This window comes from Priestia sp. D3YE.R1 (assembly GCF_049199565.1).
Classification (GTDB): Bacteria; Bacillota; Bacilli; order Bacillales; family Bacillaceae_H; genus Priestia; species Priestia aryabhattai.
In genome coordinates this window covers 261,743-276,213 of sequence record NZ_JBLTHW010000002.1, presented here as the reverse complement: position 1 = coordinate 276,213, position 14,471 = coordinate 261,743, and the positions used below count along the sequence as shown (strand labels likewise).

Sequence of the window (14,471 nt, the reverse complement as noted above, 5' to 3'; positions counted from 1 at the left end):
AGGTTCTTTTAAATTTGTCTTAAATTATTTTACTTGGATTCTCCGATATTCTCAAACATTTCATCTACATTTGGCTTTTTCTTAATTAATCCTGACTCTTTTAACCAGTCCACATTTGACTGCCATGATTCTTTCGTTTGACTGCCAAATCCTTGTTCAGATTTCATTTTTGGAAGTAAGATATTCAAACTTTTTGTTTCCACATCTTTTTCAAGCGGGAAGTTTGATTTATCTTGATTATCTAACAAAATTTGAAGTGATTCCTTTGGATGCTTCTCTGTGTACTCATACCCTTTTGCCGCAGCACGCCAAAACGCTTTAATCGTATCAGAATCTTTTGCCCATGTTTGATCCCCTGTAACGGCCACCAGCTCGTAGTAAGATGGCACGCCGTAATCTGAAGGATCAATATCAACCGTTTTGTATCCTTTTTTATGAAGTAATGGTACTTCGTGGTTAATATACGCACCTATTACAGCATCTACTTTTTTGCTAATCAGCGATGAATTTAACTCAAACCCTACGTCTACTAGTTTTACTTTATTCGGATCTCCTCCATCGCTTTTTACCATTTTCTTTAGAACAGATTCACTTAATGGTGTTCCGCTGTAGCCTACTACTTTTCCTTCTAAATCTTTAGGACGCTTAATACCGCTATCTTTCAATGCCACAACTCGGTTTAGCGGAGATCTTACAATCGCCCCTACCGACTTTACCGGCACATCTTCATTTGCTCGTGCCATTGCTACATCAGGCTGATAGTAAAGGCCGAGCGTGACTTTCCCTGCAGCTGCTAAATTAAGCGAGTCTGTTGGATTAGCAGGAAACTGTACTTTTACATTCAGTCCTTCTTTTTTGAAATATCCTTTTTCTTGTGCAGCGTAAATGAAGCTGTGCACTGCATTTGGATACCAATCAAGCATAATTGTAACGTCTTTTAATTTTTTACTGTCTCCAGCTTTATTTTCCTTGTTCTGACCGCAAGCAGCTAGCATCAAAACAAGCAGCAGGCTTAAGCCAATTACAAACCATTTTTTCATTCTGTTTTCCTCCACTTTAATGAACGTTTTTCGAAACCTACTACAATAATAAAGAATAAAATACCAAGCGCGGATAAAATCACAATTGGTGCAAATACACCAGCTGCATCAAACTGTGTCATCATGCGACGGCTGAAATATCCTAATCCTGCTTGCGCACCTAACCATTCCCCAATGGCAGCACCTATTATACTAAAGGTAACCGCTACTTTGAGCCCTGAATAAAAATGAGGCAGTGCAGAAGGAATGTTCAACTTAAAGAAAATATCTTTTTTTGTTGCTCCCATCGTTAACATGAGTTCTTTTAACTCTTTGTTTGTGGAACGAAGCCCGTCAAATGTGCTAACGGTAATGGGAAAAAACGTAATTAATACGGTCACAATCACTTTGCTCCAAATGGAATAGCCAAACCACAGCACAAATACAGGAGCAATGGCGATGGTCGGAATCATTTGTGACGCAATAATAAGCGGATAAAAAGCACGCTCAATAAGCGGGCTCCAATTCATCCATACAGCGAGCAGAACCCCTAGCACAACGGATATTACCAGCCCAATTACGACAATAGATAGCGTAGCTGGTAAATGCTTAAACAATAAATCCATTCGCAGTTCCCAAAGCTTCGTTAAAATACCGCTGGGCGTTGGTAAAATAAACGGATAGTTTACAATGCGTGCTCCAATTTCCCAAGCAGCCAGCAAAATGACTACTAAAATCACTGAAGCCCCGTACTTTTTCATGTGTTCACCTTCGATCTTAGCTGTTCAATTAAATAATCTTTCACATCAAGCACTCGCTGTTGATTCAAATCTTTTTGCGTTCGAGGTCTGCTAAGCGGCACTTGAATCTCTTCAAGATGACTTACCGGCTTGTCTGAAAAGATAAAAATACGATCTGACAGAAAAAGTGCTTCGTTGACGTCATGAGTGATAAATAAGATGCTATGTTTACGCTTTTGCCATTGTTCAAGCAGCCATTCCTGCATCGACAAACGCGTAATGGCATCAAGTGCACTAAAAGGCTCATCTAAAAGCAGCACGTTAGAACCGCTTAATACCGTCCGAAGAAAAGAAACGCGCTGTTTCATCCCTCCCGATAAATCACTTGGAAAACGGTTTTCATATCCTTTTAGGCCAAACTCTTCAAGCAGCTGAGACACTTGCCTATGAGCACTTGCTTTGGGCACATTGTGAAGCTCAAGCGGCAGCGCTGCATTGTCTAGAATCGTGCGCCACGGAAGAAGTAAATCTTGCTGCGGCATGTAGCCTACTTTTCCTAGTCGCTTTTCATAAGACTGTCCGTTAATCACGATATCGCCTTCACTCTGCTGTTCAAGGCCTGTAATAAGGCGAAACAACGTACTTTTTCCAGATCCGCTCGCTCCAACGATACTGACAAACTCTCCATCTTTCACGTCTAAGTTTAATGATTTTAAAATCGCTTGATCGCCGTTTTTGTACGTAAAACTGACGTTTTGAAAAGATAACACAGACTTATTCATGAATTGGCCACATCGCTTCGTTATAAGCCATATCCCAAAACATATACTCAAAACGCGTCGTATTTAAGAAAATTTCTTCAAGCTTTTCTAATTCCGCTTCTGATTTGTCTTCAGTAAGTGAGTCGAATAAATTAATGCACCATGTCGCTAGTTCCCCAAATTCTTCTGAGCTGTACATTTCAATCCACTCTCGATAAAACTCATTTTCAGCACCAGGCTTTTCACTGAGCTCTTTTCCTATTTCCCAGTAGCTCCACATACAAGGCAAAAGAGCCGCCACTAATTCAGCTAATGTTCCGCTTTGACCAACGTGCAGCATATAGTGTGTGTATGCAAGCGTTGTAGGAGATGGCTGCGCTTTTTCTAATTCTTTTTCGCTGATTTGAAATTTCTTGGCATACTCACGGTGCAAACTCATTTCTTCATTTAACGTAGAATCTAAAAGCGCAGCAAATTTCCCCATCGTTTGAAGATCGGTAGCTTTCATGGCTCCAATTGCAAATAATTTGGCATAATCAATTAGGTAAAGGTAATCTTGAATCATGTAAAAGCGAAACTTCTCCTTTTCAAGCGTTCCGTCTCCCATTCCCTGTACGAAGGGATGATTATGATTTTGACGCCAAATAGGCTGCAGCTTTTCGTATAGTCGTTCACTAAATTTCATGATGATCACTCCTTATGCGTATGCAGCCACGTATAAATGAACTGCACCATCACTTTTGTATATTGAACAAGCTGATTAATATCTAATTGTTCGTTCACAGCATGTGCATTTGCTAAATTTCCCGGACCGTAAATAGCTGCTGGGATTCCAGCATCAGCTAGCCATCCCCCGTCTGTTACGCTAGTTGACACATCAATTGGAGGCTTTTTTCCTTCCATTTGTTCATGAGTATGTGCAAGCAGCTGTACTCCTGCATGATTTTCATCAATTTCTAATGACGGGAAGATCTCTCCTCTGTCTTCAATCATCGATGTGCCTCCCCATTCAAAGGTTGGCAGATTATCTTTTAACCATGGATCCGCTTTTGCAATAGCTATAATATATTCTTCCACTTCTTTTGATACTTGGTCGTACGACTCATTTGGATAATAGTGAACGGTGATCCACAACCTGCATTCATCTGCAATAAAAGCAGCATGTCTTCCGCCTTCGATTACTGCTGGATTAATCGTATTTGTACCTGGTAAAAATCCTGGATAGCTCTTTGTAACAGCCCAGTGACGCTCCAATTCTTGCAGCCCTCCGATCACTTTTGCCATCTTTTCAATAGCGCTGGCGGCTAAGAGGCCTCCTCCAGCATGAATCATACTGCGGCGTGTACCGTCATGATAGGTTTTACTGCTTTTTATGGTAATCCATCCCGTGATCACTCCGCCTTGACCTTGAATATGTAAATCACTTGTATCCGCTACGAGCGCAAAATCAGCTGTATACCCTTTCTGACAGCATTGCAGCGTACCTGCCTCTCCTACTTCTTCTCCTACAACGGATTCAAAAATCAAGTCTCCCGGCAGCTCAATTCCTGCTTCTGTTAGAAGCTGAACGGCAAATAATGCTCCTGCCAAGCCGCCTTTCATATCAGCAACTCCGCGTCCGATGATTTTATTGTCTTTCACGACAGCTTCAAACGGATCTGTCTCCCATTTTTCATTTTCTTGTACCTCAGCTACATCCATATGCCCGTTAATAATTAGGCTTTGATAGTCAGCTGATTTTTTTCCTTTTAATGTGCCCACTACAATAGGATCGTTGGAATATAAGTCCCACATATCGATGGAAAAACCGCAGTTTTTAAGAAAATCCGCTACATACAGCTGCGCTTCATGAGAATTTCGTGCAGGAGGCGCTGGCGTTTTATATGAAACAAGCTTTTTTAATAACTGGATTAGCTCCCCTTTGCGCTCCTCTACCTGTTTGACAAGCAAATCAATTGTTTCTTCCATGTATGACACCTTCCTTTACGCATAAAAAAACACTTCTTTCGCAGGAAAGAAGTGTTTTTGTTTATATACAAAAAATTATTATAACGAGTTCGTAAGGAAATACCATACAAAACATCCATTACAATACCTCTTTCCTACGCTAGTATTACCTAGTTCAGGTTATAAGGGTTAAGACTTCTCGTCTCTCTCAGCTTAGAAAGCACCCCTAGTGGTGTTGTATCTCTATAAGATTATCTATTATTATATGTTTACCTGTAATAGTTTTATCATAGTAAAGCGTTTTATTCAATAGAAAGGTTCATGATTCAGCAATGAAAATAGTTTCCTTTTTAGTAAAATAAAGAGCACACACCTTTTTCAAGCAGTGTGTGCTTTTTATTTTACTAAACTTACTAGTTAGCTATCGGCTTCTTTAAAAATACACCGTTTTTCCATTTAGACAGTAATAAGCTCAAGTTTTTGTCCCGGTCTCACTAATGAAAGCAGCTCATGATCTTCCTCTATCACATACCCAATCACGTTAACATTAGCATTTGCAGGCAAATTGGTTTTAGCTATTTGAACCTCTCCTCTGTAACGTCCGTAGCCATCATTGTCCATTGTAATTGCTCCGATTCTGCGTTCTACGGTATGAAATGGCGGCACTGGCTTTACAGATCGAGTATCAACCAAACGCAGAACGTCTCTTGATACATCCGGACGCACGCTGTACGTTCCCTGAATATGAGGGGAACGAATGCGTAGCGGAATAATGCGTTTTTCTTGATATTGAACTAAACGCTTTAATAAACTTGAAGCGGCGTATGGATCTCCAATATAAACCTCCGTTACTCCGCATCCGTATAAATCTACTGCAGAGGTAAAAGGACATTTATTACGGTCTTTTTCTCTAGTAGGAAGACCTTGATAAATAGGGCCTCTTTTTTCGCCTTCTCCCGGAATATAAGCGCAGACTGGAATACGAAGTTCATTAAATAAATCTGTCTGCTGTTGAAAAAACGCTTCTTCAAGTCCTGTTTCAGGTCGCGGATAAAAATTATGCCATGCAAGCAGCTGATGATGATGAAGGCCTGCAGATAACAGCGCTTCTATTTCTTGTTTTAACAATGTACTGGCATTAACAGCAATATAAAATTCATTGGCAAGTGAAAGAGTTTCTTCTACACTGAAGCCATCGTCTAGTCTAATACCCGATACGCCAAGTGAAGATAGAGTCATAAAGCTTTTGATACCTAAATGAACCGGCGTATGCTTGGATACGTCTGCATACACGCTTATTCCACAATCTCTAGCCACATGAAGCAATTCTTTTGCCCGTTCAGCCAAATCTCCTTTTTCTTCTGGAATGTGAAGCGAAGTAAATGCGCGTGTGACGCCGCACTCGCTTGCTTTTATTAATCTTTTTTTGGCATCACTATCATTTAAATAAAACGAAATACCAATCATTCAAATTCCCTTGCCATTTCATCGTTAAATCCAAAGAAATAGGTACAAATAAAGCCTGCTGCGTAAGCAATAACTAATCCAAGTAAATAAAGAAGAATTTGATGCGCATGAACTAAAAACGTAAGCGGCAAACCTGATACTCCCACTGCTACAGTTGCAATATGGAAGTGCGCCTGAAACGCTCCGCCGATTCCAGCTCCAAGACAAGCGGTTAAGAATGGACGCCCTAAAGGAAGTGTGACTCCAAAAATAAGCGGCTCTCCGATTCCGAGCAGCCCTGAAGGAAGTGCACCTCCAATTGCTCGCTTTAAACGTTTTTTCTTTGTTTTGATATAAATAGCAAAAGCTGCACCGACCTGACCGGCTCCACCCATTGCTAGTATAGGAAGAAGCGGATCATCTCCAATTGAATTGATAAGCTCTAAATGAACAGGAGTAAGGCCTTGATGCAGTCCTGTAATGACGAGCGGCAAGAACGTCGCTCCTAAAACAAAGCCTGCTACAACTCCTCCAACCTCTAAAATTCCTAAAAGACCTTTTGTGATTCCATCGGAAATTAAGCCGCCGATTGGCATAAATACTACATACGTAATAATTCCTGTAATTAACACCGTAACGGTTGGTGTAATAATGATATCCAGTGACTGAGGGACAAATTTACGCACTCGTTTTTCCACTACGGCCATAAAGATTGCTGCAAGCAACACTCCTATTAAGCCACCCCGTCCCGGCAAAAGAGCTTCACCAAAAAGTTTAATATCAGCTACGGCAGGATTAATGACTAAAATGCCCGCTAAGCCTCCTAGAGCTGGCGAACCACCAAATTCTTTTGCAGCATTGATACCTACTAAAATACCAAGGTAAGCAAATAAGCCGCTTCCGATAACAGTTAAAAGAATAGCAATCTGTGAATCTGCCGGAAGCCACTTCGCTTGAACCGCTGCTTTTGTTACTCCGGTGATAAGTCCAGATGCTACGAGAGCAGGTATCAACGGAATAAAAATGCTTGCAATTCGGCGAAGCAAGAGCTTAAACGGAGTTGCATTTTTTTCTTTTAGCTCTGATTTCCGCTGTGCTGCACGATTTTCTAAGTTAATACCGCCGGATTCATCAATTAACTTTCCAAACTCCTCTGTTACTTTATTCACTTTGCCCGGACCAATAATGATTTGCAGCGTTTCTTCTTCCACTAATCCGAGCACGCCTTCCAGTTTTCGTATATCTGCCTTTTTCACAATTGAATCATCTTTTATAGTCACACGCAGCCGCGTCATACAATGTGTATACGCTTCAATATTGGATGCTCCCCCAAGCATCTCCAAAACAGCCTTTGCTAATTGATGATTATCTAAAGACATGTTAATCCCCCTTTGTATTTTCCTCTTAGATGGATACGCCACTGAGGAAACAGACCACAAAATCCCCTTTGTAATCGCTTTCTTTTTTTATTTCTTATCTTTCAAAAACTGAATGGCATCTCTTGTTTTGTCAATATACTCAATCGCCTGGTCATACTGCTGCGCTGCAATACTTAAAAATAACACATCAATCACGTAAAGCTGGGCTAAACGAGACGATGTAGCTGCGCTTCGAAACGGCGCTTCATGAGAATAAGACGTATACAAACAAATATCAGCTAAAGACGAAACGGTGGACTGTCCGTACTTGGTTAAGCTAATGGTCTTTACTCCGCGATTTTTAGCTAAAGATAAGACGTTGCTTACTTCAGGAGTCTCTCCTGAAAAAGAAATACCCACGACTACATCGTCTTTACTTGCATTTGCGATGAGTGTAGCTGCTAAATGGCTATCTGCAAAAGCCGTAGCATTTTTATTAATTCGAAGAAATTTTTGCTGAGCATCTATCGCAATAATATGTGAAGCACCAATTCCAAAAAAATGAATGTTTTTTGCTTCAATCAGCGCCAAAACAGCCCGCTCTACTTCTTTATAATTCACAAGCTCGGCCGTATCACTTAGACTTTGAATGCTGTTGCTTGCCGTTTTTTTGACAATAGATTGAATCGTTTCATTTGTTTCAATATCCCGGTATCCTTGTTCTGTATCTCTAGCTAAATCACCGGCTACTCTTACTTTTAATTCTTGAAAGCCGCTAACCCCGATAGATTTGCACAAACGAATAACGGCAGCACTGCTCGCATTCGCTAGTCTACCTAATTCCCCAGCCGTACTGTTTACCACAGTATGCGGATTGTTTAAAATATATTCAGCAATTTTCCGCTCCGAATCAGGAAGCTTAGCCACCGTGTTTTTTATCATTGTTAATCCACCTGTTGACATCGTTTTTCTCCTTTATACATAATGGTCAATCGCTTTTCTCACATAACCGTCCGCATCATTCAGTAATATCTTCGCGGTGTCATAATTTTCATTTGTTTTGATCATCACCACTGCTGTTTTCACCTCATTATTTGCTTCTTCAAGTGTTCGACTTGCTTGTTCATAGGAAACACCTGTAATTTTACAAATAATACCTATCGCTCGTTCCTTAAGCTTTTCATTACTTACATGAACATCTATCATTAAATTTTCATATGCTTTTCCTACTTTAATCATGGCCGCGGTAGAAATCATATTGAGAATCATTTTATGAGCGCTTGCTGCTTTTAACCTTGTGGAACCTGTCAGCACTTCTGGACCTACTACTACCTCGATGCTATGATCTGCTGCTTTTCCAATAAGAGAATTACCATTGCAAGACAGCGCCACCGTTTTAGCTTTTACAGATTTTGCATATTTCAATGCACCAATCACATAAGGCGTACGTCCGCTTGCAGCAATTCCAATGACTGTGTCTCGTTCATTTAAATGTATTTTTTGTAAATCTGCTGCTCCCAATTCTTCTTTATCTTCTGCACCTTCAACTGCTTTCACAAATGCTTTTTCTCCTCCAGCCATTAGTCCCTGTACCTGATTGGGATTGGTACTGAAAGTAGGCGGGCATTCAACAGCATCCAATACTCCCAGCCGTCCGCTTGTTCCTGCTCCGACATAAATAAGCCGCCCTTCCTTTTGAAACGATTCGCTTACAAACTCAACTGCTACCTCTACGTCTGGAAGTACTTCTTGCACAGCCAGCGCCACTTTTTGATCTTCTGTATTCATTATGTTTAAAATTTCTTTTGTACAAGCTGTATCTATCTTCATGGTCTGCTCGTTTTGGGACTCTGTTGTTAATAACGTAAGCTGTTCATTCATCTTTTCGGCTCCTTTTTCATCATGTAGTGAAGTTATGGTTATTATAATTCGTTTAAAATATAATTTCAATAATTTATTTTATTTTTTAAAATTATATTTTAAAACAACATAAAAAAGGATTTCAGGCATATAGCTGAAATCCTTTTTTATGTCTATTTATGATTGTTGAGCAAATGTTAACAGATACTCATCTTGCATTAAAACTTCGTAATCTTTTTCACCATTTCTTACGACGTGTACAGGGACTGTTTTTGCCGGAAGTAATTCAACTGGCTCACGATAGCGTTTTGCTACTCCGTCAATAAGTTCGTTTACTAACTGCTCGTTACTCAGCTCACCCGCCTGATATTTTTCTGCAAGTGGTGTCATAACTTCTGCTAATACACTTGCATCGTTAAACCCTTGAATTTCGACTTGTACGACGTACGCATCATCTTCATCACTATACGCTGCATCTTTAATGGTATATTTTGTAGATGAAAGAGCTTTTAGAAAAGCGCTGCTTACTTCGTTTAACTGCTCGTCGGTTATATTTGAGCTCAATGATGATAAAGCACCTTTAAAATTCGTTTCAAAAAACTCTACAAAGGAACTCTTTTGGAACTCCCCTTTTTCTTTTACCTGTTTCTTATCTTGCTGATTCGGATGTTTAGCAGCAAATTGATCTGTATTTTGATAAACAGTTGCTTGAATTAAAGCATCCACGTATTGTCCCGCTTCCTTCGCATAAGCAGCTTGCTTTTCTTTACTTGGCGTTTCGGTGCTGCTATCTGTAGAAGCAGCACCGGCTTTTGCTTCCACTTTTGGTTTTGTTACATTGTCTAATCGGTTATATGTATACGTATACGTTTGCTTAGACGTTGAATTTTCTGTTTTTCCGTCTACTTTAACTGAATACGACTGATTTTTTACTACTTTCTTTATTTGCTTCGTTTCTTTATCAATTGTCACAACAAGCGAAAAATCTTTTCCTTTAATTTGCTCAAGGTCTACAGCGGTATCGCTGCCTTGATTTGTTATTTTATAATAAGCTTTGGCATCACCTGCTACAATTTTTTGCTTTTTGTCTTTGTCTCCGTTAAATGTTAATACATACTCTTTGTCTTTCTCGGTGACGTCAAATTCATTTGGAAGATTTTTATCATATTTTTGATAGTAGCGTATTGGATTTTGTTGAAGCTCCATGGCGTTATTAATTAAAGCCGTAACGTACTTTTTTTCTTCTCCCTGTACTTTTGTGTTTTCTTCTCCAGCCACGGCTAACGTTTCAGCACCGTCATGATACATCTTCAATTCTTCGCCGTTCATTTTTGTGTTTACATAGCCTGCTTTATTTTTGAAATCAAACTCTTGTACTCCGTTTACTTGGTAATCAGAGGATCCTTCTTCTTTCCCCGTGACCTTCACTTGAACATTTTTCACCTTTTCTTGTGCTTCTTTTACGTCACCCGTTAATTCCTCTGAAGACGGCATCCCACATGCCGAAAGCAATAGAGCGAATGATAGTGCTAAGCCTGTATTCATTATTTTTTTCATATAAGAACTCCTTTTTAAATATTTTTCCAGAAATAAGAATCTATGTACTTAATAAATACACAATTTTACCATTTAAAAAACCCAACTTTACTAAATTACCATATTTACATTTAAATGGTAACCAACAAAAGAAGGAAATTGCACAATAAAAAAGTCACGAATCCGTGACTTTTCTAGCAACATTCATAACTTATTTTTGTTAACGTTTTCATTTCAATCTCTAATAATTCCATTACTTGTCCCTATCAGTACTTCTTTACCTTGTTGATTTCGATATACTGATTTAATTTTCACTTTTTGAAAGCCATCTGCTTTTTCTACTTCAGTTAATATGCATTCACAGGTAACTGTATCTCCCGCAAAAACTGGACGAAGAAATTCACTCACCATTTCTCTTGCAATGTAGTTTAAGTCTCCTCCTATTTTTGTCCCAATACTAGCAGTCATAAGTCCATGTACCATTAGCCGCCCTTTTTCGTCACGTTCTATATGATGTTTGCCCCGGTCTCCAGTCATCTCCGCAAACTGCATGATTTCTTCCTCTTGAAACGTTCTTTGCCACGTAAATGTATCTCCTGCTTTACATTCCATCTTATCCCTCCTCTTAAGATTATGACTTTACTTTTTAACTATATCACAGAAATGAATAGTCGTTCATTTCCACATCAAAAAAATAGCAGAATAAATATATCCTGCTATTTTTGACAAGTAGGACAGTAATAAAGCCTTCTAGAAGCAGCCTGCACTTTTAAGATAGGCGTGCCGTCAATTCGGCAAGCTTCTCCTTCACGATTAAAAACCCAGTGGCGGTATGCAGAGCGCTTTTGGCCTTTCTTTTTTAACGTTTCAGCAAGCTTTACATCATTTGTAATGCCGCCTGTTTTATAGGACTGTTTTACAAGAGAAATGGTTGCTTCAGCTGCCTTTTTAAGCTGTTCTTCCGTGCAGTCTACTGGACGAGCTGCAGGATTAATTCCCGCTACAAATAGAATTTCACTGCGCAAATAATTTCCAATCCCAGCTATAAAGCTTTGGTCTAACAGCAGCGACGCCCATTTTCTGCGGTAAAATGGTTTAGAATAAAAACGATCTAAAAGCTCAGCTGCCGTTACTTCTTCACTTAAGATATCAGGACCAACTCTTGATACGAAAGGATGAGCTGGAACTTCTTCATCACGCAATACTTCAATATCAGAAGCGCTATAAAGCAGCGCTGATTTTTTTTCATTATGAATCGCAAGACGCAGCTGTCTGTTTGTAGATGGATAATTGTAAGATGAACGAACATACCATTTTCCATAAAGCTGATTATGTGAGTAGATGGTATAGCCGTTGTCAAAACGAATAAGCATAGCCTTTCCTTTTGTATCTACTCTTTTAATGCGAGCTCCTGTTAATACTTCTTCATAGTGCTGCAAAGATGAAAAAGCAAACCATATCTCGCTGACGGGAAGACCGATAATCGCTTTTTCCACTTCGTCAGCTGCTCGTCTAATTTCTGGACCTTCTGGCATATAATGAAACTCCTTTCTTGCCTGACTTTCTTCATTTATTATTTCGGTTTTGTTTCTGCTTTGCAAGAAAGAAGCGGTTGAGTTCTTCTTTTCCTAAAAGAACCTTTAAATTATGCATGACGATTACTCTTATAGTAAAATGTTGATGGATAGTTCGTGTTTAACTTTAACCACACTGCTTTTGTCACAGCCTCATTTTTTAGATTCTCTCCACAATAAATAAAGAAAATACGGAGCGCCGATAATGCCAATGATTAATCCGGCCGGAATTTCAAGCGGAGGAGCAATTCCTCGCCCAATCAAATCTGCTGCTAGTACAAATAAAGCGCCAAGCAAAGCGGCTGTAGGAATTAGTTGTTTATGTCTCGGTCCCACTAACCGTTTGGCCACATGAGGAATAATAAGCCCTACAAATCCGATGGTGCCAACAACCGATACAACAGCAGCCGTCATTGCCACTGCACTTGCTAGTAATACTAGACGAATTAACTCTACTCTAGCCCCTAGTCCTCGAGCCACTTCATCACCTAAATGAATTAAATCTAATCGGGCAGCTAACAGCCAAATCAGCGGTAATAATATAATTATCCACGGAAGTAAACCAATTAATTGATCCCATGTTCTTCCCCATAAGCTGCCGCTCAGCCAAATCAGTGCTGCATTTACGTTTGGGTTCGCTTTTGAAATTAACAAGTGAATACCGGATGAACAAAAAGCGCTGACCGCTACACCTATTAATGCAAATCGAATAGGTTCTACTCCTTTTTTATAAGCAAGCAAATAGACGATTACAAAGACAAGCGAGCCTCCTGCAAACGCAGCGGCTGATAAAACAGACGGGCTTGCTAAAGGCAGTAAAATAGTGACTGCAACAGCAGCTAATCCTGATCCGCTTGAAAGACCTAATGTATCTGGACTAGCCAGCGGATTTCTCATAATAGACTGCACGACGACTCCGGACACAGCTAGACCGATTCCCGTTAAAATAGCCAGCAAAATACGAGGCAGGCGAAATTCTACCAAAATAGACGTCAAGTCAGGATCGCCAATGCCAATAAAAGACGTAATAATGTCTAGAGGAGGTATGTTAATGTCCCCTAAGCTAAGGCTTATCAAGCTCAGCGCTATAATTAAGACAGAAAGAATGATAAACAGGCCGACAGACTTGAATCGAGATGGCTGCTTTTTTGTTTTATTGACAGTCTGCATATATACTCATGCCTTCCTTTCTGTTTTTTTGCGTCTCGCTAAGTAAATAAAGTACGGCGTTCCAAGCAATGCTGTTACTGCACCTACAGGAGTCTCATACGGGTATGTAATAAATCGCGACAATACGTCTGCTAATAGTAATAAAGATGCACCAAGCAGCGCGCTCATTGGCAAAACAACTCGGTAATCTACGCCTATTAAATAGCGCACCATGTGAGGAACAACAAGCCCTACAAAGCCAATAGGACCCGCAATAGCCACTGAAACACCAGCTAATACAATCACGACAAATGCCGTGAACGCTCTAATGGCAAAGACTCGCTGCCCGAGTCCTCTAGCTACATCATCTCCTAAAGACAACAAAGAAGACGCTCTTCCCAAACCAAAGGCAACAAGCAGACCTACGATGCTGAAAGGAAGCAATACGTGAACATGTCCCCAATCCCGTCCAATAACTGAACCGGTGAGCCAGAACATAACGCCTTCTGTTTTGCTTTCATTAAAAATCAGCAGCGTTTGCGTGAGAGACATAAGCATACCTTGTATAGCAACACCTGTTAGAGCAAGTTTTACATCACTGTCGCCTCCTTTAATCAACGAACTCATGACGTAGACAATAACAGCAGCAAAGGTCCCTCCTAAGAACGCACCAAATACCCCGCCAATCATGCTTACACCCGGCACTAAAACCGTTAAAAATACCATTGCTGCTGAGGCCCCGGCATTAATACCAAAGATACCAGGAGAAGCTAATGGATTTCTAGTTAATGCTTGCATCAGCGCTCCGGCGACCGCCAAGTTAGCACCAACAAATGCCGTTACCAATAAGCGAGGCAGGCGGACAGTTTGAATAATAGATTGTTCTTTTGACCCGTCAAAATTTAGTAAAGCTTGCTTAATCGTTCCAAAAGAAATATGTATAGAACCGATGGAAATAGATAAAAACATTGAAATCAGTAAAAGAATAATAACCGCAAGGAAAATAGCTATTATACGAAGTGGAGATTTGTTTCTTTTGGATAAACCGTGAACAGCTTTCATAGTAGACTGCGCCTCCTTC

At 40.0% G+C, this 14,471-nt stretch carries 14 protein-coding genes and 1 riboswitch; all 14 genes read right to left on the bottom strand.

Features of this window, described 5'->3' with window-relative positions; genetic code table 11:
- Positions 1-29 precede the first annotated feature (29 nt).
- The 14 genes from ACOZIR_RS13685 to ACOZIR_RS13620 all read right to left on the bottom strand — a co-directional run bounded on the left by ACOZIR_RS13685 (position 30) and on the right by ACOZIR_RS13620 (position 14,452).
- Positions 30-1,040 carry an ABC transporter substrate-binding protein gene (locus tag ACOZIR_RS13685; RefSeq protein WP_045294951.1) on the bottom strand — a complete coding sequence of 337 codons (1,011 nt, stop codon included), beginning with the start codon at positions 1,038-1,040 and terminating at the stop codon, positions 30-32.
- On the bottom strand, positions 1,037-1,780 hold the full coding sequence (locus ACOZIR_RS13680) for an ABC transporter permease (RefSeq protein ID WP_028412155.1): 744 nt from the start codon (positions 1,778-1,780) through the stop codon (positions 1,037-1,039). Before ACOZIR_RS13680 ends, ACOZIR_RS13685 begins: the two co-directional genes overlap by 4 nt.
- A complete protein-coding gene (locus ACOZIR_RS13675; RefSeq protein WP_045294953.1) occupies positions 1,777-2,541 on the bottom strand; it encodes an ABC transporter ATP-binding protein in 765 nt (254 codons plus the stop codon). Before ACOZIR_RS13675 ends, ACOZIR_RS13680 begins: the two co-directional genes overlap by 4 nt.
- Positions 2,534-3,205, bottom strand: coding sequence for a thiaminase II (gene tenA / locus ACOZIR_RS13670; protein ID WP_045294955.1), 672 nt, complete (start codon positions 3,203-3,205; stop codon positions 2,534-2,536). Before tenA ends, ACOZIR_RS13675 begins: the two co-directional genes overlap by 8 nt.
- Positions 3,206-3,210: 5 nt before the next feature.
- Positions 3,211-4,488 carry an acetylornithine deacetylase gene (locus tag ACOZIR_RS13665; RefSeq protein ID WP_310878244.1) on the bottom strand — a complete coding sequence of 426 codons (1,278 nt, stop codon included), beginning with the start codon at positions 4,486-4,488 and terminating at the stop codon, positions 3,211-3,213.
- A 114-nt stretch (positions 4,489-4,602) separates the two neighbouring features.
- A riboswitch (TPP riboswitch) is annotated at positions 4,603-4,705 on the bottom strand.
- Between the two features lie 218 nt (positions 4,706-4,923).
- Positions 4,924-5,934 (bottom strand): MupG family TIM beta-alpha barrel fold protein, encoded by a 1,011-nt coding sequence (locus ACOZIR_RS13660; RefSeq protein WP_310878245.1) that lies wholly within the window; start codon positions 5,932-5,934, stop codon positions 4,924-4,926.
- A complete protein-coding gene (locus tag ACOZIR_RS13655; protein ID WP_045294961.1) occupies positions 5,931-7,292 on the bottom strand; it encodes a PTS transporter subunit EIIC in 1,362 nt (453 codons plus the stop codon). The genes ACOZIR_RS13660 and ACOZIR_RS13655 overlap by 4 nt, the downstream gene beginning before the upstream one ends.
- A gap of 87 nt (positions 7,293-7,379) precedes the next feature.
- The gene (locus ACOZIR_RS13650; protein WP_310878246.1) at positions 7,380-8,234 is read right to left on the bottom strand and encodes a MurR/RpiR family transcriptional regulator; all 855 of its coding nucleotides are present in this window, start codon (positions 8,232-8,234) and stop codon (positions 7,380-7,382) included.
- 12 nt (positions 8,235-8,246) lie between these two features.
- The gene (gene murQ, locus ACOZIR_RS13645) at positions 8,247-9,152 is read right to left on the bottom strand and encodes an N-acetylmuramic acid 6-phosphate etherase (protein WP_310878247.1); all 906 of its coding nucleotides are present in this window, start codon (positions 9,150-9,152) and stop codon (positions 8,247-8,249) included.
- Between the two features lie 156 nt (positions 9,153-9,308).
- Positions 9,309-10,688 (bottom strand): DUF6612 family protein, encoded by a 1,380-nt coding sequence (locus tag ACOZIR_RS13640; protein WP_310878248.1) that lies wholly within the window; start codon positions 10,686-10,688, stop codon positions 9,309-9,311.
- 213 nt (positions 10,689-10,901) lie between these two features.
- Positions 10,902-11,279 carry an FAS1-like dehydratase domain-containing protein gene (locus ACOZIR_RS13635; protein WP_013055587.1) on the bottom strand — a complete coding sequence of 126 codons (378 nt, stop codon included), beginning with the start codon at positions 11,277-11,279 and terminating at the stop codon, positions 10,902-10,904.
- A gap of 104 nt (positions 11,280-11,383) precedes the next feature.
- Positions 11,384-12,202 (bottom strand): endonuclease VIII, encoded by an 819-nt coding sequence (gene nei, locus ACOZIR_RS13630; protein ID WP_310878249.1) that lies wholly within the window; start codon positions 12,200-12,202, stop codon positions 11,384-11,386.
- Between the two features lie 192 nt (positions 12,203-12,394).
- A complete protein-coding gene (locus tag ACOZIR_RS13625) occupies positions 12,395-13,411 on the bottom strand; it encodes a FecCD family ABC transporter permease (protein ID WP_045294001.1) in 1,017 nt (338 codons plus the stop codon).
- Between the two features lie 6 nt (positions 13,412-13,417).
- On the bottom strand, positions 13,418-14,452 hold the full coding sequence (locus tag ACOZIR_RS13620) for a FecCD family ABC transporter permease (RefSeq protein WP_045294002.1): 1,035 nt from the start codon (positions 14,450-14,452) through the stop codon (positions 13,418-13,420).
- Positions 14,453-14,471: the final 19 nt, after the last annotated feature.